Consider the following 22,228-nt stretch of genomic DNA (forward strand, 5'->3'; position numbering starts at 1 on the left):
GGCTCGTCCTGATGCAGGACGAGCCGACGGGGGGGTAGGACTACCGCGCTGGGGTCAGAGCGGGATGTTCTTGTGGTGGCTCTTGCGGGCCGGGGCCGAGGCCAGGGCCGCGGCGATGATGCTGCGGGTCTTGGCGGGGTCGATGACCTCGTCGACGACGCCGATGGCCACGGCGCGTTCGACGCCGCCGGCGATCTGCTCGTGCTCGGCGGTCAGGCGCTCGTGGAGGGCTTCGCGCTCGTCCTCGGGGGCGGCCGCGAGTGCCTTCTTGTGCAGGATGCCGACCGCGGCCTTGGCGCCCATGACGGCGACTTCGGAACCGGGCCAGGCGTACACGGCGGTGGCGCCCAGCGAGCGGGCGTTCATCGCGATGTAGGCGCCGCCGTAGATCTTGCGGGTCACCAGGGTGACGCGCGGGACGCGGGCCTCGGCGAAGGCGTGCAGCAGCTTCGCGCCGCGGCGGACCACGCCCTCGAGTTCCTGGCCGACGCCGGGCAGGTAGCCGGGGACGTCGGTGACCACGATCAGCGGGATGCCGAACGCGTCGCACAGGCGCACGAAACGCGAAGCCTTCTCGGCGCTTTCGGAGTTCAGGCAGCCGCCGAGGCGCAGCGGGTTGTTGGCGAGCACGCCGACGGTGCGGCCGCCGAGACGGCCGAGGCCGACGACCATGCTGCGGGCGTAACCACCCTGCAGTTCCTCGAAGGAGGATTCGCCGTCGACGTTGTCGAGCAGCTCGTGGATGATCGGCTTCACGTCGTAGGCGCGCTTGGCCGAGGCGGGCAGCATCGCCTTCAGGTCGACGTCACCGTGCTCGGCGACGGCCTGATCGAATTCGCCCTGCTCGGCGAACATCGAGACCAGCCGGCGAGCGCGATGCATGGCATCGGCCTCGTCGTCGGCGGCGATGTGGCACACGCCCGACTTCTTGAAGTGTGTGGTGGGACCACCGAGGGTCTCCATGTCGACGTTCTCGCCGGTCACCGAACGCACCACGTCCGGACCGGTGACGAAGACACGGCCCTCGGGCGCCATGATGACGATGTCGGTGAGCGCGGGGCCGTACGCGGCGCCACCGGCGGCGAAGCCGAGCACCACGGAAATCTGGGGAACCAGGCCGGACGCGCGGACCATGGCCTCGAAGACCAGGCCTACCGCGTGCAGGGCCTCGACGCCCTCGGCCAGGCGTGCGCCACCGGAGTGCCACAGGCCGACGACCGGGAGGCCGGAATCGATGGCGGTGTCGATCGCGTCGACGATGTGCTTGCAGCCCTCGACGCCCATCGCGCCGCCCATGACGGTGGCATCCGAGCAGTAGGCCACGGTGCGGACACCGTCGACCTCGCCGATCGCGGCCAGCACACCGGACTTGTCCCGCGGGTGCAGCGGAAGCACCGTGCCGGGATCGAAGAACCGCTGCAGGCGGCCGAGCGGGTCGCGCGGATCGGTCGTCGTGTCGTGAAACGCGGGAGCAATGATGGTCATCGCGTTCGTCTCCTGCCTTCGAAGAAGAGTTGCCGCTGCGGCGGCTGCGTATGGCGAACCGCCGGTGGGGTCGAACCATTCAGTTGGCGCGAACCCCACCGGGGATCGTGAATGCAGTCGATCGGTGCGGCTGTATCAACCAGCCCGACCTGGAGGGCCTACGTGGTGACGCAAGCTGCCTCCTTCGGCCCTTGACCAGGTCGAGCTATGCCCGACCGAAGGCGAGCGCGACGTTGTGCCCACCGAATCCGAAGGAGTTGTTGATCGCGTACTCGATTTCCTGGTGACGGGCCTGCCCGTGCACCACGTCGAGATCGATCTCCGGATCCTGGTTGTCCAGGTTCAGCGTCGGCGGAACGACGCCGTCCCTGATGGCGAGCACGGTGAGCACGGACTCGAGGGCACCGACGGCGCCGATCGAGTGGCCCAGTGCCGACTTCGGCGCGTAGACCGAAGCGTGGTTGCCCACGGCGAGGTTGATCGCGTTGGCCTCGGCGGTGTCGCCGATGGGGGTCGCGGTCGCGTGGGCGTTGATGTGGGTGATGTCCTGCTTGGTCAGACCGGCGGTCTGGATCGCGCGGGTCATCGCCCTGGCCGCACCGGTGCCCGCGGGATCGGGGGCGACCAGGTGGAAGCCGTCGGACGTGATGCCCGCACCCAGCAGTCGAGCGTGGATGGTGGCACCGCGAGCCTTGGCGTGCTCCTCGGTCTCGATGACCATCAGCGCGCCCGCTTCGCCGAAGACGAAGCCGTCACGATCCTTGTCGAACGGACGCGAGGCGCCCTTCGGATCGTCGTTGCGAGTACTCATCGCGCGCATCATGGAGAACGCGGCGATCGGCACCGAGTCGATGAAGCCCTCGACGCCACCGGTGACGACGATGTCGGCGTCACCCATCACGATCATCCGCCACGCGTTGGCGATGGCCTCCGAACCCGACGAGCACGCCGAGACCGGAGTGACCACTCCCGCCCTGGCCTTCAGCTCGAGACCGACGACGGCCGACGGACCGTTCGGCATGACCATCTGAACAGCCAGCGGCGAGATCTTGCGATAGCCGCCGTTCTTCAGCTTGTCGACCGAGTCGATCAGCGCGTCGCCACCACCGAGACCGGTGCCGATCGCGACGCCCAGGCGGTCGGGGTCGACCTCCGGGCTGCCCGCGTTCTTCCACACCTCGCGACCGAGGACGGTCGCCAGGCGCTCGACATACGCCATCCGGCGGATCTCGACCCGGCTCAGCAGGGTGTCGGGGCTGACTTTCAGGTGACCGCCGATACGCACCGGCAGGTCGTATTCCTCGATGAAGGAATCCTCGAGAACGTCGATTCCGCTCTCACCGTTGAGGAGTCCCTTCCACGTCGCATCGACATCACCCGCGATCGACGTGGTCGCCGCCATGCTGGTGACGACGACGTTGGGGAAATTCCCGTTCAAGGTGGAAGGAGTGGTCACTGGTTCAGCCCTACTCGGCGTCGAACTTGGCCTTGAGCTCCGCGGCGGCGTCGGAGTTCTCCGCCTCGAGCTTCTGGATGTAGGAGACAGCGTCACCCACGGTCTTCAGGCTGGCGAGATCCTCGTCGGGGATCTTGACGCCGTACTTGTCCTCGGTCTGCACAGCGATCTCGACCATGGACAGCGAGTCGATGTCCAGGTCGTCGACGAAGGACTTCTCGATGGTCACCTCGGAGGGTTCGATACCTGTAACCTCTTCGATGATCTTGCCGAGTTCTTCGACGATCTGTTCCTGGGTCAGAGCGGCCACTTTGGTGGCTCCCTTCTTGTTCTCATTTGTAGGGGTCTTGTACGGCCGGCACTTCGTCGTGCGCGACCGCCGGGGGGAAAGCTAGCCGGAGATGGTCAGTTCGACCAACGCGGGGAGGTCTTCCGGAGTCTTCAGGGCCAGGTTGGGCGTGCCCTTCAGCTCCCGCTTGGCGATACCGACGAGGGTGCCCGCCGGCGGCAGTTCGGCCACCGCCGAGACGCCCGCCTCGCGAACGGTCTCGGTGCACAGGTCCCAGCGCACGGGGCGAGTGACCTGGGCGGCGAGCTTGTCGATCGCGTCGGCGCCCGAGGTGACCGGCTTGCCGTCGAAGTTCGACAGCAGCGTCCGGATCGGGTCGCTCGGCGAGATCTGAGCGATGGCATCGGCGACAGCAGCCTGGGCCGGGGCCATGAAAACGGTGTGGAACGCACCGGCGACGGGCAATGCGCGGACCCGTGCCTTCTCCGGCGGGTTCGCGGCGAGCTCCGCCAGAGCTTCCAAGCGACCCGCCGCCACGATCTGGCCGACCGCGTTGCGGTTGGCCGGGACGAGATCGAGCTCGGCGAGCCGTGCGAGCACGGTGGCTTCGTCACCACCGAGCACAGCGGACATACCGGTCGGCTCCTGCGCGCACGCCTTGGCCATCTCCCGGCCGCGGATGGCGGCCAGGGTGACCGCTTCGTCGGCAGTGATGACGCCGGCGACAGCGGCCGCGGCGAATTCGCCGACCGAGTGTCCGGCGACGATGGTATCCGCCGGGATCGCCTCGGGGGCGATTTCGGCGAACGCGAGCAGTGCGGCCGCGACGACGAGCGGCTGGGTCACCGCCGTGTCGACGATCTCCTCGGCCGTCGCGGTGGTACCGAGACGGACCAGGTCGAGGCCGGCGGCCTTCGACCACAGCTCGAGGCGGTCGGTCGCACCGGGGAGGGCGAGCCAGGGCGCGAGCATGCCGGGTGTCTGGGACCCCTGTCCAGGGGTGAACAACGCGATCACTCCCTAAGAAAACACTGTGACCCCCGCCGCACGAGATGTCGGCGCGAATGAAGCTTTCGAACGGGTTTTGTAGGGGTCCCACAAAATCCGAGGTGGAGTGTCCCGATCGACCGATTCCCCGATCTCGTTACAGGGGGTCGTAGCCCACTGGGGTAGGCGGTGTTTCTGTGACGGAGGGTGACGATTCGTTATGCGTTCGTGTCAAACGGCCCACGGTGGCCGCGATTCGGAGCACATACGCGTCTCGGGGATTCATGGGATCACGTCCGGTGATCTCGCCGATTCGTTTGAGACGGTACCGAACGGTATTTGGATGGACGTACAGCTGACGCGCGCACGTTTCTACTGCTCCACCACAATCCAGATAGGCGTCGAGTGTGTCGGATAACGAAGATCCGGCAGCAGCCAACGGGAGCACAAGATACTCGTTCAGCGCCTCGATCGCAGCTCTATCGCCCAGCAGGGCGCGTTCGGGGAGCAATTCCGAGGCGTGAACGGGCCTTGGCGCGGCGCGCCAGCCCACCACGGCCTCCATTCCGGCCAGCGCCTCGATCGCGCTGGCGTGCGCGGCGCCCAGCGTCCGCATGGTCGGGCCGATCACCACCGGGCCGTCGGAGAAGACGTCTGCCAGCAGATCGGACAGGAACGGCGAGCCGATCCCGGCGTCGCCGAGATGCCCGCTGACCACCATCACCAGCCGCGCGCCCTGCACGACCGCCAGCGCGGCCCTGCCGTGCCGGGTCGCGATGGTGTGCACCGCGCCGACCGTCGACACGCCCTGATCGGCGGGCGGCGTACCGACGAGCACCGTGGCGGGCGCGGTGGCGTCCCAGTTCAACGTGGCGGCCCGGGAGAGCATGTCGGGACCGGTGTCGCCGCGGACGACCGCGTCGACCACCAGCGCCTCCAGGCGGGTGTCCCACGCGCCGCGCGACTCCGCGGCGCTGGCGTACACCGAGGCGGCCGCGAAACCGAGCTCACGCCCGTATCGCAGCACCGCCTCGGTGAGCGCGACCAACTGCCGGTCGTTGCGCGCCAGCGCGGGCAGCCACTGCTCGAAGAAGTCCATGGCCACCCGGACCATGTCCACGGTCTGGCGCAGCGTCAGCCGCCGCGCCAGATCCTGCGGAATCACCTGGAACGCGTCCAGGCTGAAGCGGATATCGGAATCGGGATCCTGCAACCACTCCAGGAAGTTCACGACCGCCGTCTGCACCAGCATCTGGACGCCCGCGCGCTGCGCGGCGTCCAGATCGGCGAAGAACGGCAGCCGGTCCTGCATCGACCCCACCGCCTCGGTCGACAGCCGGCCCGAGAACTGCTTGACCCGCTTGAGCAGCGTGTCGGGCAGCGGATCACGGGTCTGCCGATTCGGGGACAGTGCCCCGGTCGGCAGGTAGACCTCGTGTTCGCTGGTGCCCTCGGTGATCCGACGGGGCCGCGGCGGTTTGCGCTCCACAGTCCAATAGTCCGCTACGCGAGTTCCTCGGCTGCGTCCGCACTGGGCTTCGGCGCGGCGGAGACGTCGTCGATGCGGTATTTCGCCGCCGCCTCGACCGCCTTCGCCTTGTCCAGCGTGCCGTCCTTGACCAGGCCCTCCAGCACCGCGACCACGATCGACTGCGCGTCGACGTTGAACACCCGGCGGGCGGCCGGGCGGGTGTCGGAGAAGCCGAACCCGTCGGTGCCCAGGGTGATGTAGTCGCCGGGCACCCACTGCCGGATCTGATCGGAGACCGCGCGCATCCAGTCCGTGGCGGCCACGACCGGGCCCTGCGTCGGCGCGAGCGCCTGGGTGACGTAGGGCACGCCCGGATCGGTGTCGGGGTGCTTGAGCGCCTGGATCTCCTTGTCCAGCGCCTCCCTGCGCAGCTCGCCGAACGAGGTCACCGACCACACGTCGGCGGCCACGCCCCACTCCTGCGCCAGAATCTCCTGGGCGCGCAGACCGTCGGGCACGGTCACGCCAGAGACGAGGATCTGGGCGCGGATGCTGCCCTCACCACCGCGCTGGTACAGGTACAGGCCCTTGAGCAGACCGGCCACGTCGAGGTCGTCCGGCTCGGCGGGCTGCTGGTAGGGCTCGTTGTACAGGGTGATGTAGTAGAAGATGTTCTCCCCGGCGAAGGCGCCGCTCTCCGGCGGATTCGTGCCGGGCAGCGGGCTGGTCTCGGGGGTCGTTCCGCCGTACATCCGGCGCAGGCCGTCGCGCATGATGTGCGCGATCTCGAACGAGAACGCCGGGTCGTAGGTCACCACGGCCGGATTGGTCGACGCCAGCAGCAGCGACTGTCCGTCGTTGTGCTGCAGGCCCTCGCCGGTCAGCGTGGTGCGGCCCGCGGTGGCACCGAGGACGAAACCGCGCGCCAGTTGGTCGGCGGCGGCCCAGAAGCTGTCGCCGGTGCGCTGGAACCCGAACATCGAATAGAAGATGTAGAGCGGGATCATCGGCTCGCCGTGGGTGGCGTAGGAGGTGCCCGCCGCGGTGAAGGTCGCGGTGGAACCGGCCTCGTTGATGCCCTCGTGCATGATCTGGCCGACGGTGCTCTCCTTGTAGGCGAGCATCAGCTCCGCGTCGACCGAGGTGTAGAGCTGGCCGTTGCGGTTGTAGATCTTCAGCGTGGGGAACCACGAGTCCATGCCGAAGGTGCGGGCCTCGTCCGGGATGATCGGCACGATGCGCTTGCCGATCTCCTTGTCGCGCAGCAGTTCCTTGACCAGGCGCACCAGCGCCATGGTGGTGGCGACCTTCTGCTTACCCGAGCCCTTGCGCACCGAGCGATACGCCTCGTCGCCGGGCAGCGTCAGCGGCTTGGCGGCCGAGCGGCGCTCCGGCACGAAACCACCGAGCGACTGACGCCGGCTCAGCATGTACTGGATGGCCGGGTTGTCCATGCCGGGGTGGTAGTACGGCGGCAGGTACGGATCTTTCTCCAGCTCGGCGTCCGTGATCGGGATGCGCTGCAGATCGCGGAAGTCCTTGAGGTCCTGCAACGCCAGCTTCTTCATCTGGTGGGTGGCGTTGCGGCCCTCGAAGTGCTTGCCGAGGGTGTAGCCCTTGATCGTCTTGGCCAGGATCACCGTCGGCTGACCCTTGTGCGCCATCGCGGCCGCGTAGGCCGCGTAGACCTTGCGGTAGTCGTGACCGCCACGCTTGAGGTTCCAGATGTCGCTGTCGGACATGTTCTGGACCAGCGCCTTGGTCCGCGGGTCGCGACCGAAGAAGTGGTCGCGCACGTAGGCGCCGTCGTTGGCCTTGTACGTCTGGAAGTCACCGTCGGGGGTGGTGTTCATCAGGTTCACCAGCGCGCCGTCGCGGTCGGCGCCCAGCAGCGCGTCCCACTCGCGGCCCCAGACCACCTTGATGACGTTCCAGCCCGCGCCGCGGAAGAACGACTCCAGCTCCTGGATGATCTTGCCGTTGCCGCGCACCGGCCCGTCGAGCCGCTGCAGATTGCAGTTGATCACGAAGGTCAGGTTGTCGAGCGCCTCGTTGGCGGCCACCTGGATCAGGCCGCGCGACTCGGGCTCGTCCATCTCGCCGTCGCCGAGGAAGGCCCAGACATGCTGGTCGGAGGTGTCCTTGATACCGCGGTCGTGCAGGTAGTGGTTGAACCGCGCCTGGTAGATCGCGTTCATCGGGCCCAGGCCCATCGACACCGTCGGGAACTCCCAGAAGTCCGGCATCAACCGCGGGTGCGGGTAGGACGGCAGGCCGTGGCCCGGTCCGCCGTGGCTGTATTCCTGCCGGAAACCGTCGAGCCGGTCGGTGCTCAGGCGGCCCTCGAGGAAGGCGCGGGCGTAGATGCCGGGCGAGGCGTGGCCCTGGATGTAGATGTGGTCGCCGCCGCCGGGATGGTCCTTGCCGCGGAAGAAGTGGTTGAAGCCCACCTCGTAGAGCGCCGCCGACGACGCGTAGGTGGAGATGTGGCCGCCGACGCCGATGCCGGGGCGCTGCGCGCGGTGCACCATGATCGCGGCGTTCCACCGGATCCAGGCGCGGTAGCGGCGCTCGACCTCCTCGTCGCCGGGGAACCAGGGCTCGTTCTCGGTGGGGATCGTGTTGACGTAGTCGGTGGAGGTGAGCGCGGGGATCGAGACGCGACGCTCGCCGGCGCGCTCGAGCAGTCGCAGCATCAGGTACCGGGCGCGGCCCGGCCCTTCGCGGTCGAGCATGTCGTCGAAGGATTCCAGCCATTCGCTGGTCTCCTCGGGGTCGATATCCGGAAGATACGACGCCACTCCCTCGCGGATCACCCGAACCCGCTCACCGGTAGGTCTGGTGGCGGACTCGGCGCCTGCGGCGGGTGCCGCCGCGGCGGGATCGTTCGCGGAATTCGCTGACACAGAGTGGATCAGGTCGGTCAAATCTGCTCCTCGTACTGGGGGCTGAACTGCTTGTTGGCGTCGCTATCCCCGGGCCTGCCCGCTTGGTGTGCGGGCCACCCGTCACGAAAGTTTCGGGCGCACCTTTCATCCTTACCGAAAAGGCAGCCCGGGTCATCCCTCCCGAGCAGGTACTGCCCGGTATTTCGCTGGACCACAGCCTGACGCTCCCCCAGCGGCCCGTGCCCCGGGCGACAGCGGCGCGAAACCGGCCGCCGCACCACCTCGCGGACACCCCTCATTCATATCACTTCCCTATGGATTCCGGACCGGCCGAAGTCGCAGCGCAGCGCCGATCCACGTGTCCGCGGAATCCACTAAGTTCTGCAGGGGAAGCAACCGAGTGAGAGGGATCGGGGAACGATGAGGCTGCTGGACGTGCGCCGGCTCGGGCTGGTCTGTGCCGCTGTCGCCGTGACCGCGGGCATGGTCGTGGCCGGCTGCGCCGAACAGGTGCCCGGCGCCGCGACCACCGATCCCGCCGAGGTCGCCGCGTACAAGACCTCCGCCGCCGCGTCCGCCTCGGCGGCCGCCGCCGCCAAGGCCGCCGCCGCGCAGACCAAGGCGATCAGCGACAACTGCACCCAGTTCCCGACCACGACCGGTGCGGGCGTCACCGCCTTCAACGAGTTCGTCACCGCCCACGACCGCAACGCTCCCGACTACGCCGACAAGCGCGAGGCGGCGGCCACCACCCTCGACAACGCCGCGACCAAGGTCGAGTCCGGCGTCACCGCCGCGGTGGGGGCGCTGCCCGCCGATCTCGCCGAGAAGTTCACCGCCTACGTCGTCGCCGCGCGCGAACTGTCGGCGGAGACCAGAAAAATGACCTACAGCTCCCAGGTGACCCGGCTCAACGACGCCAGTCGCAAGATCAACCAGGCCCGCACCGCGGTCCACGACGCCTGCCCGAGCCGCTGAATTCGTCCCGCCGACACGCGGCATACGGTCCCAATTCACCCGATCGGCTTGCGCTGCGGCCGATAACCATGTTCGCTTGCACCTATCTACTGTCGGCAGTTTAGGGAGGACACCACCGTGGTCGCCGCGGCGGACGCGCAGAACTACGCTCAGAAGCTTGGCATTTCTCACGGCTTGGTCGTTCAGGAATTGGGCTGGGACGAGGACACCGACGACGACTTGCGCGCCGAGATCGAGGAGGTCAGCGGCGGCGAGATGGTCGACGAGGACTCCGACGAGGTCGTGGACGCCGTCCTGTTGTGGTGGCGAGAAGGTGACGGCGATCTGGCCGACGAGCTGATGGATGCCATCAGCCCGCTGGCCGACGAAGGCTTCATCTGGGTCCTCACCCCCAAGACCGGTCAACCGGGCCATGTCGATCCGAGCGAGATCGCCGAAGCCGCGCCCACGGCCGGCCTGACCCAGACATCCACCATCAGCCTCGGCAGCTGGACGGGCTCGCGCCTGGTCCAGCCGAAGGCACCGTCCAAACAGCGCTGAATCCGCCGTTCGCTAAGGTCTCAGCCGGACGAGAACGCTCGGCTGAGACCCGACACGACGGAGGATTCGCTGTATGCCGCTAGAGGTTGGCACTCTCGCGCCGGACTTCACGCTCAAGGACCAGAACAACCAGCCTGTCTCGCTGTCGGATTACCGCGGCAAGAAGAACGTCCTGCTGGTGTTCTATCCGCTCGCCTTCACCGGCATCTGCCAGGGCGAGCTGTGCAAAGTGCGTGACGAACTGCCCAAGTTCCAGAACGACGACGCCGAGATCCTCGCGATCTCCGTCGGCCCCCCGCCCACCCACAAGATCTGGGCCGCCGAACAGGGCTACCTGTTCCCGCTGCTGTCCGATTTCTGGCCGCACGGCGCCGTCACCCAGGCCTACGACGTCTTCAACGAGAAGTCCGGTTACCCCAACCGCGGCACCTTCGTCGTCGACAAGTCCGGTTACATCACTTTCGCGGAGATGAACGGGCCCGGAGAGGCCCGTGACCAGGCGGCTTGGGAGAAAGCGCTCGCCGCGCTAGATTCATAAACCGTCACCGCCGGTTCCCGCCGGCGGTGCCAGGGCGTATAGCTCAGCGGTAGAGCACTGGTTTTACACACCAGCGGTCGGGGGTTCGATCCCCTCTGCGCCCACAGAAGATGTTGCAGGTAGACGATCCGCTCGCGGCTTGCGACGTATGCCCCACGTCGCCCACGTGGGGCAGAGAACCCCAACTTTACGCGCTGCTCCTAGAACTCCGGGTCCACAGTCCGTAGCAAACGAGCAGGTCGCTTATCCGCTGTTGGTCGCGCCAGACCTGCGGGTCGTCCGGGTCAAGGCCAGCGGCGATAAGAGCTTCACGGTCGACAGCGTCCATTCCCATGTTCAGGTTGGACGGCGCTCATGTCTGGACGGTTGCGGCGGCGATCTGACTGTCCACTGTTTGACGTCACCGCGGAGTCAGCGCCCGTGGCGAACACCACTGCTCGACATCGAGGCGGCCGCGCCCGTTCGCAGTCGCCACGCTGCATGAAACTCTCGCAATCCAAGCGCCGCGGACGGGGCTTCTTGGCCGGGCGCCGCAGCCACTTCGCGGCCTGTACACGTTCCGATGCTCTACACGGACCGATTCGATCAATGCGGGAAGTGCCAGCAGAGCCACGCTTGTCGCGCGCTGCGAGTCGCAGACCGAACCGATTGGTCATAGTGAGGTTCTGTGGTCAAAATGACGTTGTGGACCTTGCTGGAACGCAGACCGGTGAACACGTACTCCTCGCCGCAGTCGCCCACGCGCGCACAGAGTTCGGCGAGAATTTGGCAGCGTGCTACGCCATCGGAAGCCTCGCCCATGGCGGCTTCGCACCGCTCGTCAGCGACGTCGACCTCGTAACCGTGCTGAACGATGGCGATGCAGAGGTAAAAGAAGGAATTCTCCGTGTCACCGATGCCGTCCGGCAGCAGTTCGAAAGCCCACTGGCGCAGCGACTGTCCGTCTTCTGGTCCGACTGGTCCGGCGTTCGATCCGGCGCCGGCCCGACACATCGACTCCCCGCGATCGACCGCCTGGACCTGCTGGAGTCGGGCCGATTGCTGTATGGCCAGGACAATCGTCAACCGGCCACCGTGCCCACCCATAACGAATTGATCATCGACTCGGCAGAATTTGCGCTGAGCAAGATCGACGAAAGCTACCGCGCGGATCTGCACCATCCGTCGCGACTTGTCGCCGCAGGCACACGCGCGGTCACCAAGAAGACACTGTTCCCGGTCAGGTTCCTCTACACCCTCGCTACCAGCAAGATCGGCCGCAACCAGGACGCGATCGAATGGTACCGAGGGCGGTCCTATCAACTGGTGCAAGCGGCAGCTCGGTGGCGAAACGAGGGGCTCGACGCAACCGCTGATGCACTGCTCGCCGTCCATCTGAACGAGTTGTATATCGAATTCGTCGACGCCTACATCGACGCCGCCACAACTCTGAACCAAGCCGACTACACGCTGCGACTCATCCAGCTCCGTGGATACCTTGTGAAGGAAGCCGAGAATGGTCGGTGACCGATTCCTGCATGACACTCGGCGTCCCACCGCAATCGCCAGACACGAACCGCGCCACACTGCGGTCGGCTTGACTTTCCCACTCCCCACCTATGTGCGCACCGTCTACGTCGTGACGCATCCGGAAGCGACGCACCACGTCGACCATCTGGTGGGCGGCTGGTACGACTCCGCGCTCACCCCCGCCGGACTGCGTGACGCCGAAGCGATCGCCGCCGCCGTCCGCGCGCGCATCCCCGCCGACGCCGAGGTCGAGTTGTACTCCTCCGATCTCCGGCGCACCGCGCAGACCGCCGGCGCCCTCGCCGCGCGACTGGGAGTTGTTGCGACCCTGGACGACCGACTCCGCGAGAAGTCCTACGGCGAAGCGGGTGGGCGCCCCCAGCGATGGCTCGACGACCGCTTCCGCCCACCCCCACCCGTCGGCGACCGCATGAACCACGACGAGGGCATCCCCGGCGCCGAAACCAAAGCCGCTCTCGCCCACCGCATCTACACCGTCATGGACGACATCCTCACCAGCGACTGCCGCCACCAGGTCATCGTCACCCACGGCGGCGCACTGACTTTCGTCCTCACGTCCTGGATCCGCATGCCCCTCGAGTCAGCGGGCTACGCCCACTTCCACGCCACCCCCGGCGGCATCACCGAACTCCGCGAAGACCCCTACTTCCACAACCGCCGAATCCACACCCTCGACGACACCCGCCATCTCGCCCCGCGATGAGCAGGGGCGGATCAGGCGCCGGGCATGGAGCAGCGTGGCCCGCGGTGATGGTGTGGGGCACGCTGCGATCCGGTGCGGGACTACGAGGCGACCTTGTCGCGGTCGGCGACGGTGAGGGTGCAGACGCCCCCGTCGCAGGAGCGCCGCAGCTTGCCTCGGGACAGGGTCTGCATCAGGCCGATCGCCCAGCAGGTCGGGCAGCCGCGGAGGGCGAACAGGCCGACGGGCAGGAGCAGGAGGCTGAGCAGGCCGGTGATCGGGATGAGGGCGACGGAGCCGGTCAGGGCGAGGAAGCCCAGGGCGCCGCGCAGTAGGTGGACGGGCACCGAGGAGCTCGCGTAGTCGGGCGTGTCAGGTTTCGTTCCGGTCATCGTGTCCTCCTGGATCCGGGTGGGTGACGGTGTGCAGGGATTCCCGGACGGTCGCGCGGGCGCGGTGCAGGCGGGATTTCATGGCGCCGGTGCTGAGGCCGAGGGCGTCGGCGACCATCCGCCCGCTGTAGCCCTGGATGTCGCGCATGATCAGCACCTGGCGCTGATCGGCGGGCAAGGCGGCCACCGCGGCCGCGACCCGGCCCGCTTCCAGACGCTGTAACACCTCGTCCTCGGCGGAGGCGACCGCGGCGATCTCCGGCGACACCGGCGTACGGTCCCGCATCCCCTTGCGTGCCCGTCGCAGGCACTCGTTGCGCACGATGCGGAACATCCACGACGCGAGCGCCCCGGAGGCCCGCAGCATCCCGATCTTGCGATACAGGATGATCAGCGCCTCCTGCGCCGCGTCCTCCGCGTCCTCCGGGGTGGCGCACAGAGATCGCGCGAAGCGCTGGATGTTGGGGTGCGAGCCCGACACCAGCGCCGCGATCGAATCGACGTCACCGCCCTGCGCGGCGACGATCAGCTGATGGCCGGGCCAGCTCGCCTCAGCCACGCCCGGCTCGTTTGCGCCGCACGACGACCATGCACGTGCACAGCGCCACCAAGCCGACGACGATACCGATTCCGATGAGCACGACTACCTCCGTTTCCGTCCCGACAGTGTGTCGGGACATGGATAAGAGGCGCACACCGCGCAAAAGGATTCAGAAACCCGCTCGCGGAGGCCGACGGGCGGTGACCAGCCACGCGCGCGAGTCGAAGTACACGCCGTCCCCGGAGTGATGCGCGTCGAGCAGTGCCCGCAGCCGCTCCCGCGCCGCCTCGGCGCCCTCGACCCCCAGCCCGGCGATGATGTCGCGGAACTCCACCAGCCGCAGCACATTGTCGAAGGCGGCCGCGCTGTCCCGGCCGTAGTAGACGGGCTCGTGGACCTCGGCGAACGCGATATCGGTGAATCCGGCGGCAGCCAGGACGGCTTCGGTGACGGCCGGATCGGCGAGTGCGAACGCGCCGGGCCCGTCGCCGGCGATCGCCGCCTCGGTGGTGAGGGTCTCGCGGATCACCGACGTCCACTCGTTGCGGTCGCGTCCCTGCCACACCAGCAGCACGAGCCGTCCCGAGGGACGCAGCGCGCGACCGATATTGGTGAACGCGGCCACCGGGTCGGCGAAGAACATCGTGCCGAACCTGCTGATGCACACGTCGAAATGCCCCGGCGGGAAGGGATGTGTCTGGGCGTCCGCCAGCTGATAGCTCACATTGGCGAGGTCGACGCTGAGCCGACGAGCGTGTTCGAGCATCCGCTCCGAGACGTCGACGCCGACCACCGTCCCCTCGGCGGCGGCGCGTGCCGCTTCCCGCGTGGTCTGCCCCGCACCGCACCCGATATCGAGCACCCGGTCATGCACCCGCACCCGGGCGGCGGCCCGGAAGTGGGCGTTGTGCAGACGCAATTCCGCGTCGTAGTCGAATACCTCGGCAGGCTTGTCCTCTGGTGCTGTCACCGGATCCCCTCCACACTCGACCGGACCGTCGCGCACCCGGTCCGCCGTCTGCGACGCGACCGGCTGTCGAGTCGCCCCCGCCCCAGCGTAGAGCGTCGGATCGGTCTCGCACGGCAGCGACGTCGAACGGGCTCGCGTTCCCCGGACGCGAGTCGGTGCGTGATCCGTCGAGATCGGCGACGCGGTGGCCGGGCCTGCCCGGCCACCGCATCCGTTCACTAAGGCGTCGAGTAGCCGATGAGGGCGCCGATGCCCGCACCGATCGGCACGGTGACCAACGCGCCGACACCACCCAGGAAGAACCCGAGGACCGCACCGATGCCCGCGCCGATCAGGGCGCCGATGCCGGCGTTGTGCTGCTTGCGGGCGAGAGTGTCACTCGCCTCGTCGACGAAGGACGCCAGGTTGTCGGTGACGAAAGCCGGTGCGGCGACCGGCCGTAACGTGACCGACTGCCCGTCGGCGGCGATGCCCGCGGCCAGGTCGACCTCGCCGGCGCCGGTGACGAGGCGAGTCGGCACGGCGGCGACCACCCGGCCCGCCCGATCGGTGAGCGTGACCGCGCCCCCGGCGAGCTGGAACCTGCCGTCGGCGACGGTGGCGGTGAGTCCGGAGCCGTCGGCGAGCGGACTCGCCGTGAACGCCACTCCCCCTTCGACGCCCTGGACGGTCGGAACGGCTGCTGCTGGTCCGGCGTGCGCGGTGGTGGCCGCGAGGCCGAGAGCCCCTACCGCGAGAACGGCGACCGTGCCGAATCGTCGTGCGCTGGAACTCGTTCGAGACGAGAAAAACATCTTGCCCCTCCAGTCTGCCCGCCCAGATCGGCGGAACATCCTCTGCTGGACCGGATCTCGATCCGCCGACATTTTCGCATCGTTAACGATCAAGTGGAACCCCACCTGCGGTGATACCGGAAAAACATCACCGGATCGGCCCGAATTCAGGTGAGGTTGTGTTCGTAGGCGAATGCGGCGGCGGTCCGCGAAGTCGTCGCCGATGCGGTCGCCGCGATCGACGATGAGGAACGGCTGTCGCGCCCTCCGCAGCGCGCTACCGGTCGCCAACCCGGCTTGACCTGCGCCGATGATGAGGGTGTCGATGTACTGGATGGTCATGATGGTGTCCTTTCGTCCTGGATTCCGACGCTAGGGAGCCACCCGCCGCCGCCGCATCGGCCGGATCACCCATTCGCCGGATGCTCGGTCTGGGTCGTTTCACGCACACGCTTTCCGCCGCGCGCCGCAGGCCCGCCTACAGTCGTGGACGGCATCCACCGCGCGGAAGGACTGGTCGAGAGATGGCTGTGTGGCGGCGTTCCGGCGCTCGGGAGCGCCGACGGGAACTGATGCGCGACGCGCTGGACGGCCTGTCCGTCGGCGACGCGCTGGGCGCGCAGTTCTTCCTCATGGGTCAGTCGATTCCGGAGCTGCGGGCGGGACGGCCGCCGGCGGGACCGTGGGTCTGGACCGACGACACCGAGATGGCGGCCTGCCTGGTGGCCGAGCTGCACGTGCGCGACGAGGTCGACCAGGATCGGCTGGCCGCGGTCTTCGCGCGGCGCTGTGATCCAGCGCGCGACTACGGCCACGCGACGGTGACGACGCTGCGGCGTATCCGCGAGGGCGCGCATTGGCGGGCGGCGGCCGGCGCCTCGTTCGGCGGGCAGGGATCGTGCGGCAACGGCGCGGCGATGCGGGTCGCGCCGCTGGGCGCGTTCTACGCGCAGGAGCCGGAACGGATTGTCGCCGAGGCGATTCGGTCGGCGCAGGTGACACATCTGCATCCGGAGGGTGTGACCGGCGCGGTGGCGGTGGCAGTGGCGGCGGGCGAGGCGGCACGAGCACGGTCGACCGGAATGCGGCCCGGCCCAGGGGAATTCCTCGCGACGGTACTCGAACGCCTCGAACCCGGCGAGACGACCCGGGCGCTGCACCGAGCCCGTGCGCTGCTCGGTGTTTCCGTCGCGGACGCGGTGCGCGAGCTGGGCAACGGCTCGCGGGTGACAGCGCAGGACACGGTGCCGTTCGCGCTGTGGGCCGCGGCGACGCATCTGGCGAACTATCCCGCGGCGATCACCGCCTGTATCGAAGCGGACGGCGATCGGGACACCACCGGCGCGATCGTGGGCGGGATCGTGGCCGCCTACACCGGAATCGGCGACCGACCCGGGGTGATCGGGGTGCCGCCCGCGTGGCGGTCGGCACGGGAACCGTTGCCCGCCTGGCTGGATCCGCGCGGGCGCGGGCGGTGAGGATCAGACAGGCGTCTTCGCGTCGACCCGGACCAGGTCGTAGCGGCGGCTGGAATGGTCCGCGGGCGGGTCGTCGACGGGTGTGACCCGCACGGTCAGCTCGTAGTCGTAGCCGGGCTCGTAGGTGAACCCGGCGATGCCCTCGGAGAACAGCTGCCAGCGCTCGTCGGGCGAATACCGGATCTGCAGACAGCGCATCGGCGCGACGCCGACGCAGTCGACCTGCTCGGGCGCGACGAACATCCGGACGGTCTCGTCCCTCACCGCGGGCTGCTCTTCGGCGGGACTCCCACAGCCGAGGACACCGACGGCGAGCATCGCGCCGAGCGGGAGGAGTCGTCGCATCAGGGTGTCCTTCGGCCGCCGGGATCAGGTGTCCCGTCAGGGTAGCTGATCGGTAACCATGACTCGGTCGGACGAGCGCGACCGACGGCGAGAAGGCCGAAAATCGGTACGTGCCGCCGACGAATTCCGTTGGCAGAATGGGTTCCTCATCGAGTAGTACCGGAGGGAAATACATGACCATCCTGGTAACCGGGGCCACCGCGAACATCGGCCGCAAGGTCGTCGACCACCTGCTCGCCGCGGGACACACCGAGGTCCGAGCGCTCACCACCAACCCGCGCAAGGCCGCGCTGCCCGCCGGCGTGCAGGTGGTCGAGGGCTATCTCCGTCGCCCCGAAACGCTGCCCGCGGCGTTCGAGGGAGTGCAGCGGATGTACCTGGCGCCCACCCCGGACAATGCCGCCGAGGTCCTGGCCCTGGCCCGCGCGGCGGGCATCGAGCACGTCGTCGATCTGTCGGGCGAACCGGAGAGTTGGTGGGGCACGGTGTGCACGGCCGTCGAGGACAGCGGCCTGGCCTGGACCCACCTGTGGCCGGCCGACTTCATGGAGAACACGCTCACGTGGTCGCAGCAGATCCGCGACACCGCCACCATCCGCGAGCCGTACCCCGACGCCGCGACGGCCCCGATCGCCATGGACGACATCGCCGCCGTCGCCGCCACCGCCCTGCTCTCCGATTCCCACCGGGGCCGCGCCTACCCCCTGGCGGGCCCCGAGGTCCTCACCCGCACCGCCCTCGTCGCCCACCTCGCCGCCGCCCTGGACCGCGACCTCACCTTCCGGCAGTCCACCCGCGAGGAGACCATCACCGCCCTCACCCCCACCATGGGCGACAACACCATCTGGTACGTCGACAACGTCCTCACCGGCTACACCCCCGACCCCACCACCCTTCCCCTCACCAGCGTCCCCGACATCACCGGCCGGCCCGCCACCACCTTCGCCCAGTGGGCCACCACCAACGCCCCCCGCTTCCGCACTCCCTGACCCAGGTCATCCGGTCCGCGCGCGTCGCTCGCCGAGCCGCCGACCGCCATACCGGGACAACCCGGCGACCCATCTCGCCGGCCGCATCGTCATGGGTGTCGAATTGCGTTGCGTGAGTCCCGATCCGTGGACGACCATCGGAGCGTGGACACCGAACATCCCCCGGCGCTGCGGACCGGGATCGTGCCGCCCGATCGGGTCGAGGTCGGGGATCTGGTGATGCGGCGGTGGCAGGTCGGGGATATGGCCGCCGAGTTCGCGGCGATCAGCGCGTCGTTCGAGCAGTTGCATCACTGGATGGAGTGGGCGGCGCAGCCGCCGGACTTCGAGGAGATGGCCGCGACGCACGCGCGGTTGTCGGCCTGGCCGACACCCGACGGCGGGTTCAACTACGGCGTCTTCGATCGCGCGGGCACGGTGCTCGGAGTGGTGGGTCTGCACGATCGGGTCGGGCCCGCCACGCTGGAGATCGGCTACTGGTGCCACTCCGAGCACGTCGGCCGCGGGGTGATCACCCGCACGGCAGGCGCGCTGACCACCGTCGCGTTGAGCCTCCCCGGCATCGACCGCGTCGAAATCCATTGCGACGCGGCCAATCTCCGCAGCGCCGCCGTGGCCCGCCGCCTCGGCTATCGACTCGAGAGCACCGGCCCACGCGCCGTGTGCACGCCCGGCGAATCGGGTCGCGGGATGCGCTGGGTCATGGACCGCGCCACACCGTAGCGCCCGCGGTGTGGCGTGGGCGGATCAGGCGCGCCCGAGCCACTCCTTCACCAGCTTGGCACCGTCCGTCTTGCACATGGCCTGCACGATCTTGTAGTTGCTCGGATTCACGAGCGTCTTGTACCCGAGCTGGTCCGCCAGCTCGGGCAGCGTCGATTTCTGGGTCGGATCGTCGAGCGCCAGGAACTGCGCGCAGGTCATCGTCGTCAGATCTCCGGCGGGCACCGGCGCGCCGGACGTGCTCGCCTTGGTCGAGGGTGCCGCGGTCGACGCCGCCGCGCTCGACGATGCCGGTGTCGCCGTCCCCGCCGTATTCCCCGAACATCCCGTCAGCGCCAGCACGGCACCGACAACCACGATCGCCCACCCGAATGTCCCGCCCCCACGTGTCATACCGACGAAGGTAGCAGCGTCGAGGTCCGCGCGAGGATCGAGCGCTCAGCCCACGTCGCGGCGCAGCCAGGTGACTTCGGCGCCGACGCAATCGGTGCCCTGCCGGAACGCCTCGAGGTCCTCGTCCCACGCGGTGCCCAGGGCGCGGTCGATCTCGGCGGACAGGTCGTAGGTGCCGTGGCCGCCGAGTTCTCGCGCGGCCTGGAGTAAGGCACGTAATCGCATCTCGCCGAGCATCACATCGCCGTTGGCGCCGGTGGAGCCGTGCCACAGGCCCAGCGCGGGGACGAAGCTGTAGCGTTCGCCGTCGACGCCTTCGCTGGGGTCCTCGGTCACCTCGAAGCGCAGAACCGGCCAGGCGCGCAATGATTGGGCAATCCGCGATGCCGTGCCGACGGGACCGATCCAATCGCTGCTGGCGCGCAGTTGTCCGTCGGCCGGTTGCGCGGTCCAGCGCAATTTCGCGGGCGAGGAGAGCGCGGTGGACAGTGCCCATTCGACGTGCGGGCACAACGCGGCGGGCGATGAGTGGATGTAGACCACACCCGCCGTCGCATCAGCGAACTGACTCGATGCGCGCACTGCACAACACCTCCAGCCTCGACAAGGAGCGTCTTCCCCAACGACCCGTCGGACTGGCGTGGCCCGAGTGTACTGAAGTGTTCGGTGTTACGGGTGTTACTTCACAGCGTGTTGTGTGTCTCTGCGATCACGGAATCGCTGAATTTCGGCCACGCCGCTCGAGCCCAGTCGCCGAAATTCTCGTCGCTCAGGGCGATCGTCGCCACCCCTATTTCCGGGTCCACCCACAGGAAGGTGCCGGACTGCCCGAAGTGTCCGTAGGTCCGCCCGGAATTGACGGATCCGGTCCAGTGCGGGGATTTCCCGTCGCGGATTTCGAATCCCAATCCCCAGTCGTTGGGTCGCTGGGAGCCGAATCCGGGCAGCACTCCGTCCCGGCCCGGGAATTGCACCGAGGTCGCGTCGGCGAGAGTTTGCTCCGATATCAATTGAGGTGTCAGCAACTCGGCGGCGAATCGAACCAGGTCGTCCACGGAGGCCTGCGCCGCGTGCCCGGCGGAACCGTGGAGAACGGCGGTGCGCATTCCGAGCGGTTCGAAGACCGCCTCGTGCAGATACTGCGGGAAAGCGATGCCGGTGCTCTCGGTGAGGAAGTCGGCGAGCAGTTCGAAGCCCGCGCTGGAGTAGATGCGCCGGGCGCCGGGCGCGGCGATGACCTCGGGGGTGGCGAAGGCGACACCGGAGGTGTGGGCGAGCAGATGACGCACGGTCGATCCGGGCGGCCCGGCGGGCTGATCGAGTTCGACCGCGCCTTCCTCGAGCGCGACGAGCGTGGCGTAGGCGACCAGGGGCTTGGTGACCGAGGCGAGCCGGAACACCCGCGCGGTGTCGCCGGTGGTCGACACGCCGCTCGCGGTGAGGACCGCGGCGGCGGCGTTGGCGACCGGCCAGTGCTGGATCTGCTCGAACGAACGCATATCGGCAGCGTACGAGACGCCGCTACGATCGAGTCACCATGAGTCCCGCACCATCGATCCACGGCGACGTGGCGGCCGGTTTCGGCCCCGTCGCCGACGCCTTCCGCCGCAACTTCACCCAGCACGGGGAAATCGGTGCCGCCGTGGCCGTCTACGCAGGTGGCGAGCCCCTGGTCGACCTGTGGGCCGGCCATCGCGACCGCAGGCGCGAGGTGGCCTGGGAGCGCGACACCATCGTGCCGGTGTTCTCCTCGTCGAAGGGGATGTCGGCGTTCACGATCGCCACGGCCGTCTCGCGCGGCCTGCTCGACTACGAGCAGCCGGTGGCGAAGTACTGGCCGGAGTTCGCCGCCAACGGCAAGGACGAGATCACCGTCCGGCAGCTGATCGACCATCAGGCCGGGCTGTCCGGGCTGGACCGAATCGTGAAATTGCGTGAGCTCACCGACCGCGACGCGCTCGGCGCGCTGCTGGCCGAGCAGAAGCCGGCGTGGCAGCCCGGCACCCGGCACGGCTACCACGCCCTGACCCTCGGGCTCTACCAGAGCGAGCTGCTGCGCCGTGTCGATCCGGCGGGCCGCAGCCTGGGCCGGTTCTTCGCCGAGGAGATCGCGGCTCCGGTCGAGGCCGACCTGTTCATCGGGCTCCCCGAGTCCGAGCCGATGGAGCGCGTCGCGGAGCTGTCGGCGACGAAGGGCCTCGACATCCTGCGCTACGAGCTCGCCGACATTCCCGTGCGGATCGGCGCCGAGGTCTACGCCAAGCGGGGGCTTTCCTACGCGGCGCTGACCAATCCGCGCCCCGGCGCGCCGGCCCGCGCCGCCCGCCGGGAATTCCTGGAGATCGAGTGGCCCGGCATGAACGGCGTGGGCAACGCCCGCGCGCTGGCTCGCGTCTACGGCGCGGCGGCCGGGCGCACCGGTGCCCTGCCGATCAGCGACCCGGTCCTCGACCTGCTGGGCGCGGCCGACACCGCCGACGACGTTCCCGCCGACGACCTGGTGCTGCACACCAAGAGCCGCTATCACCTCGGCTTCCGCAAGTCGCGCGGCAGTTTCCGCTTCGGCTCGGACAAACGCGCCTACGGCACCACGGGATTGGGCGGCTCGTTCGGCTTCGCCGACCCGACGACGGGTCTGGGCTTCGGCTACAGCATGAACCGGCTCGGCATGGCGATCCTCGACGACGTGCGCAGCCGCAACCTGCGCGAGGCCGTCGTGCGCTGCGCTGGCTGACCTCGGCGCGCACCGGGGCAGTTCCCACCGGTGCGCGCCGACGGCC

Annotated in this window: 23 protein-coding genes, 1 tRNA gene and 1 pseudogene; 10 read left to right on the top strand and 15 right to left on the bottom strand. The window is 68.6% G+C overall.

The annotated features are described in order from the left end of the window. Positions 1–54 precede the first annotated feature (54 nt). From V8688_RS01755 to aceE, 6 genes are all read right to left on the bottom strand, one after another. Positions 55–1,485, bottom strand: a complete 1,431-nt coding sequence (locus V8688_RS01755; protein ID WP_218718887.1) for a carboxyl transferase domain-containing protein — start codon at positions 1,483–1,485, stop codon at positions 55–57. A gap of 205 nt (positions 1,486–1,690) precedes the next feature. Then, on the bottom strand, positions 1,691–2,941 hold the full coding sequence (locus V8688_RS01760) for a KasA/KasB family beta-ketoacyl-ACP synthase (RefSeq protein ID WP_218718888.1): 1,251 nt from the start codon (positions 2,939–2,941) through the stop codon (positions 1,691–1,693). 10 nt (positions 2,942–2,951) lie between these two features. Beyond that, on the bottom strand, positions 2,952–3,251 hold the full coding sequence (acpM, locus tag V8688_RS01765; RefSeq protein ID WP_019046010.1) for a meromycolate extension acyl carrier protein AcpM: 300 nt from the start codon (positions 3,249–3,251) through the stop codon (positions 2,952–2,954). Between the two features lie 81 nt (positions 3,252–3,332). Beyond that, positions 3,333–4,247 carry an ACP S-malonyltransferase gene (locus V8688_RS01770; protein ID WP_218718889.1) on the bottom strand — a complete coding sequence of 305 codons (915 nt, stop codon included), beginning with the start codon at positions 4,245–4,247 and terminating at the stop codon, positions 3,333–3,335. Between the two features lie 127 nt (positions 4,248–4,374). Next, positions 4,375–5,676: a helix-turn-helix domain-containing protein gene (locus tag V8688_RS01775; protein WP_218718966.1), complete on the bottom strand. Its 1,302-nt coding sequence runs from the start codon at positions 5,674–5,676 to the stop codon at positions 4,375–4,377. Positions 5,677–5,720: 44 nt separating this feature from the next. Next, positions 5,721–8,615 (bottom strand): pyruvate dehydrogenase (acetyl-transferring), homodimeric type, encoded by a 2,895-nt coding sequence (gene aceE / locus V8688_RS01780; protein ID WP_316573986.1) that lies wholly within the window; start codon positions 8,613–8,615, stop codon positions 5,721–5,723. Between the two features lie 381 nt (positions 8,616–8,996). Here aceE and V8688_RS01785 point away from each other — a divergent pair, with 381 nt between their 5' ends. From V8688_RS01785 to V8688_RS01810, 6 genes are all read left to right on the top strand, one after another. After that, positions 8,997–9,554 (top strand): hypothetical protein, encoded by a 558-nt coding sequence (locus V8688_RS01785; protein ID WP_342800011.1) that lies wholly within the window; start codon positions 8,997–8,999, stop codon positions 9,552–9,554. 117 nt (positions 9,555–9,671) lie between these two features. Continuing rightward, positions 9,672–10,094: a DUF3052 domain-containing protein gene (locus V8688_RS01790; protein WP_218718892.1), complete on the top strand. Its 423-nt coding sequence runs from the start codon at positions 9,672–9,674 to the stop codon at positions 10,092–10,094. A gap of 73 nt (positions 10,095–10,167) precedes the next feature. After that, positions 10,168–10,632, top strand: coding sequence for a peroxiredoxin (locus V8688_RS01795; RefSeq protein WP_218718893.1), 465 nt, complete (start codon positions 10,168–10,170; stop codon positions 10,630–10,632). A gap of 32 nt (positions 10,633–10,664) precedes the next feature. Continuing rightward, positions 10,665–10,736: transfer RNA gene (locus V8688_RS01800), tRNA-Val, on the top strand. Positions 10,737–11,316: 580 nt separating this feature from the next. Next, a complete protein-coding gene (locus V8688_RS01805; RefSeq protein WP_316573984.1) occupies positions 11,317–12,138 on the top strand; it encodes a hypothetical protein in 822 nt (273 codons plus the stop codon). Positions 12,139–12,250: 112 nt separating this feature from the next. After that, positions 12,251–12,865 (top strand): histidine phosphatase family protein, encoded by a 615-nt coding sequence (locus V8688_RS01810; RefSeq protein WP_342800059.1) that lies wholly within the window; start codon positions 12,251–12,253, stop codon positions 12,863–12,865. Between the two features lie 80 nt (positions 12,866–12,945). Here the strand turns inward: V8688_RS01810 and V8688_RS01815 are convergent, their stop codons facing one another. The 5 genes and pseudogenes from V8688_RS01815 to V8688_RS01835 all read right to left on the bottom strand — a co-directional run. Beyond that, positions 12,946–13,236 carry a hypothetical protein gene (locus V8688_RS01815; RefSeq protein WP_342800012.1) on the bottom strand — a complete coding sequence of 97 codons (291 nt, stop codon included), beginning with the start codon at positions 13,234–13,236 and terminating at the stop codon, positions 12,946–12,948. Next, complete coding sequence (locus V8688_RS01820; protein ID WP_342800013.1) at positions 13,217–13,795, bottom strand: RNA polymerase sigma factor; 579 nt, start codon at positions 13,793–13,795, stop codon at positions 13,217–13,219. Before V8688_RS01820 ends, V8688_RS01815 begins: the two co-directional genes overlap by 20 nt. 151 nt (positions 13,796–13,946) lie before the next feature. After that, positions 13,947–14,747 carry a methyltransferase domain-containing protein gene (locus V8688_RS01825; protein WP_342800014.1) on the bottom strand — a complete coding sequence of 267 codons (801 nt, stop codon included), beginning with the start codon at positions 14,745–14,747 and terminating at the stop codon, positions 13,947–13,949. Positions 14,748–14,965: 218 nt separating this feature from the next. Then, on the bottom strand, positions 14,966–15,541 hold the full coding sequence (locus V8688_RS01830; RefSeq protein ID WP_218718967.1) for a hypothetical protein: 576 nt from the start codon (positions 15,539–15,541) through the stop codon (positions 14,966–14,968). Between the two features lie 189 nt (positions 15,542–15,730). After that, a pseudogene (locus V8688_RS01835) lies at positions 15,731–15,862 on the bottom strand (NAD(P)-binding protein); the annotation flags it as partial. Positions 15,863–16,044: 182 nt separating this feature from the next. Here V8688_RS01835 and V8688_RS01840 point away from each other — a divergent pair. Next, positions 16,045–16,998, top strand: coding sequence for an ADP-ribosylglycohydrolase family protein (locus V8688_RS01840; protein WP_316573981.1), 954 nt, complete (start codon positions 16,045–16,047; stop codon positions 16,996–16,998). A 3-nt stretch (positions 16,999–17,001) separates the two neighbouring features. Here the strand turns inward: V8688_RS01840 and V8688_RS01845 are convergent, their stop codons facing one another. After that, on the bottom strand, positions 17,002–17,343 hold the full coding sequence (locus V8688_RS01845; protein WP_218718900.1) for a DUF4377 domain-containing protein: 342 nt from the start codon (positions 17,341–17,343) through the stop codon (positions 17,002–17,004). Between the two features lie 173 nt (positions 17,344–17,516). Here V8688_RS01845 and V8688_RS01850 point away from each other — a divergent pair, with 173 nt between their 5' ends. Continuing rightward, the gene (locus V8688_RS01850) at positions 17,517–18,332 is read left to right on the top strand and encodes an NAD(P)H-binding protein (RefSeq protein ID WP_342800015.1); all 816 of its coding nucleotides are present in this window, start codon (positions 17,517–17,519) and stop codon (positions 18,330–18,332) included. 144 nt (positions 18,333–18,476) lie between these two features. Then, positions 18,477–19,055 (top strand): GNAT family N-acetyltransferase, encoded by a 579-nt coding sequence (locus V8688_RS01855; RefSeq protein WP_342800016.1) that lies wholly within the window; start codon positions 18,477–18,479, stop codon positions 19,053–19,055. 24 nt (positions 19,056–19,079) lie between these two features. Here the strand turns inward: V8688_RS01855 and V8688_RS01860 are convergent, their stop codons facing one another. The 3 genes from V8688_RS01860 to V8688_RS01870 all read right to left on the bottom strand — a co-directional run bounded on the left by V8688_RS01860 (position 19,080) and on the right by V8688_RS01870 (position 20,947). Further along, the gene (locus tag V8688_RS01860) at positions 19,080–19,448 is read right to left on the bottom strand and encodes a hypothetical protein (RefSeq protein WP_342800017.1); all 369 of its coding nucleotides are present in this window, start codon (positions 19,446–19,448) and stop codon (positions 19,080–19,082) included. Positions 19,449–19,493: 45 nt separating this feature from the next. Then, entirely contained in the window at positions 19,494–20,030 is a 537-nt protein-coding gene (locus V8688_RS01865; RefSeq protein WP_316573977.1) for a DUF3145 domain-containing protein, read from the bottom strand. Positions 20,031–20,131: 101 nt separating this feature from the next. Next, the gene (locus tag V8688_RS01870; protein WP_218718904.1) at positions 20,132–20,947 is read right to left on the bottom strand and encodes a serine hydrolase domain-containing protein; all 816 of its coding nucleotides are present in this window, start codon (positions 20,945–20,947) and stop codon (positions 20,132–20,134) included. Positions 20,948–20,985: 38 nt separating this feature from the next. On the opposite strand from V8688_RS01870, the gene V8688_RS01875 reads away from it, so the two are divergent. Then, entirely contained in the window at positions 20,986–22,182 is a 1,197-nt protein-coding gene (locus V8688_RS01875; protein ID WP_342800018.1) for a serine hydrolase domain-containing protein, read from the top strand. The last annotated feature ends 46 nt before the right edge of the window (positions 22,183–22,228 follow it).

The sequence above is a fragment of the Nocardia sp. No.11 genome, assembly GCF_038752175.1.
GTDB classification, from domain to species: Bacteria; Actinomycetota; Actinomycetes; order Mycobacteriales; family Mycobacteriaceae; genus Nocardia; species Nocardia canadensis.

Excerpts from the sequence above, each read along its gene's own strand:
- V8688_RS01755 (WP_218718887.1), bottom strand. The coding sequence starts at position 1,485 with ATGACCATCATTGCTCCCGCGTTTCACGACACGACGACCGATCCGCGC.
- V8688_RS01860 (WP_342800017.1), bottom strand. The coding sequence starts at position 19,448 with ATGACACGTGGGGGCGGGACATTCGGGTGGGCGATCGTGGTTGTCGGT.
- V8688_RS01785 (WP_342800011.1), top strand. The coding sequence starts at position 8,997 with ATGAGGCTGCTGGACGTGCGCCGGCTCGGGCTGGTCTGTGCCGCTGTC.
- V8688_RS01795 (WP_218718893.1), top strand. The coding sequence starts at position 10,168 with ATGCCGCTAGAGGTTGGCACTCTCGCGCCGGACTTCACGCTCAAGGAC.
- V8688_RS01870 (WP_218718904.1), bottom strand. The coding sequence starts at position 20,947 with ATGCGTTCGTTCGAGCAGATCCAGCACTGGCCGGTCGCCAACGCCGCC.
- V8688_RS01845 (WP_218718900.1), bottom strand. The coding sequence starts at position 17,343 with ATGCGACGACTCCTCCCGCTCGGCGCGATGCTCGCCGTCGGTGTCCTC.
- V8688_RS01850 (WP_342800015.1), top strand. The coding sequence starts at position 17,517 with ATGACCATCCTGGTAACCGGGGCCACCGCGAACATCGGCCGCAAGGTC.
- V8688_RS01815 (WP_342800012.1), bottom strand. The coding sequence starts at position 13,236 with ATGACCGGAACGAAACCTGACACGCCCGACTACGCGAGCTCCTCGGTG.
- V8688_RS01840 (WP_316573981.1), top strand. The coding sequence starts at position 16,045 with ATGGCTGTGTGGCGGCGTTCCGGCGCTCGGGAGCGCCGACGGGAACTG.
- V8688_RS01875 (WP_342800018.1), top strand. The coding sequence starts at position 20,986 with ATGAGTCCCGCACCATCGATCCACGGCGACGTGGCGGCCGGTTTCGGC.
- V8688_RS01830 (WP_218718967.1), bottom strand. The coding sequence starts at position 15,541 with ATGTTTTTCTCGTCTCGAACGAGTTCCAGCGCACGACGATTCGGCACG.